Raw genomic sequence first — 1386 nt, 5'->3', positions numbered from 1 at the left:
GGGACTGTCTGAATAACGGTGTGTGGGGTCCGGCCTGATCCGAAAGGAGATGGCCGTGGCTGACACGACCACTGTCGTTGTTGACGACGAGATGATTGATCCCGTGACCGGGGAGATCATCGATCAGAAAGAACTCGCAGAACGCTTGCTCGCGCAGGCGAAGGAGCAGGGCGTGAGCCTGACGGGGCCGGGCAGCCTGCTCAGCCAGCTCACGAAGAACGTGCTCGAGACCGCGCTGAATGCCGAGTTGACCGAGCACCTCGGCCACGAGCACGGCGGGACCCCGATCGGCGAGAACATGCGTAACGGGACGCGGGTCAAGACGGTGCTCACCGAGATCGGGCCCGTCGAGATCGAGGTGCCCAGAGACCGTGACGGCTCGTTCGAACCGGTGATCGTCCCGAAAAGGAAGCGCCGACTGGACGGGGTCGATCAGATCGTGCTCTCGTTGACCGCGCGAGGGCTGACGACGGGTGAGATCGCGGCGCATTTCGATGAGGTCTATGGGGCGAAGGTCTCCAAGGACACGATCAGCCGGATCACCGAGAAGGTCGCCGGGGAACTCGCCGAATGGTCGAGCAGGCCGTTGGATGCGCTCTACCCGGTGATCTTCGTCGACGCGATCGTGGTGAAGGTCCGTGACGGGCAGGTGAGGAACACCCCGTTCTATGTCGTGATGGGCGTCACCGTGAACGGGGAACGCGACATCCTCGGCATCTGGGCCGGTGACGGCCAGGAGGGTGCGAGGTTCTGGCTGCAGGTGTTCACCGAGCTGAAGAACCGGGGTGTCGAGGACGTGCTCATCGCGGTCTGCGACGGGCTGAAGGGTCTCCCGGAGGCGATCAACACCACTTGGGAGCAAACGGTCGTCCAGCAGTGCATCGTCCATCTGATCCGCAACTCGTTCCGCTACGCCGGCCGGCAGCACCGCGACGCGATCGTCCGTTCCCTCAAACCCGTCTACACGGCCCCGTCGGAGCAGGCGGCGAAGGATCGGTTCGAGGAGTTCGCCGCCGAGTGGGGCGGACGGTATCCGGCGATCGTGCAGCTCTGGAAGAACAGCTGGGCGGAGTTCGTGCCGTTCCTCGAGTATGACGTCGAGATCCGGCGGGTGATCTGCACGACCAACGCGATCGAGTCAATCAACGCTCGCTATCGGCGCGCCGTGAGAGCTCGGGGGCACTTTCCCAACGAGGCCGCCGCGCTGAAATGTCTCTACCTCGTGACGCGGTCGCTTGACCCGACTGGCGGCGGAAGGGCACGCTGGGTGATGAGGTGGAAGCCCGCGCTGAACGCGTTCGCGATCACCTTCGCCGGACGGTTCGAGAAAACCACTCACGAATGAAAACCGCCGGATCCCACACACCGTTTATCGGACAGACCCGA

1 protein-coding gene is annotated in these 1386 nt (G+C 63.9%); it reads left to right on the top strand.

Annotated elements, in window-relative coordinates; genetic code table 11:
• The first annotated feature begins 91 nt into the window (after window positions 1-91).
• Window positions 92-1345, top strand: a complete 1254-nt coding sequence (locus tag ACSGC5_RS14890; protein ID WP_434971348.1) for an IS256 family transposase — start codon at window positions 92-94, stop codon at window positions 1343-1345.
• Window positions 1346-1386 lie beyond the last annotated feature (41 nt).

Source organism: Microbacterium sp. bgisy207, from assembly GCF_965345035.1.
Classification (GTDB): domain Bacteria; phylum Actinomycetota; class Actinomycetes; order Actinomycetales; family Microbacteriaceae; genus Microbacterium.
The sequence above is the reverse complement of the archived record's forward strand: the minus strand, read 5'-3'. Positions and strand labels throughout refer to the sequence as shown.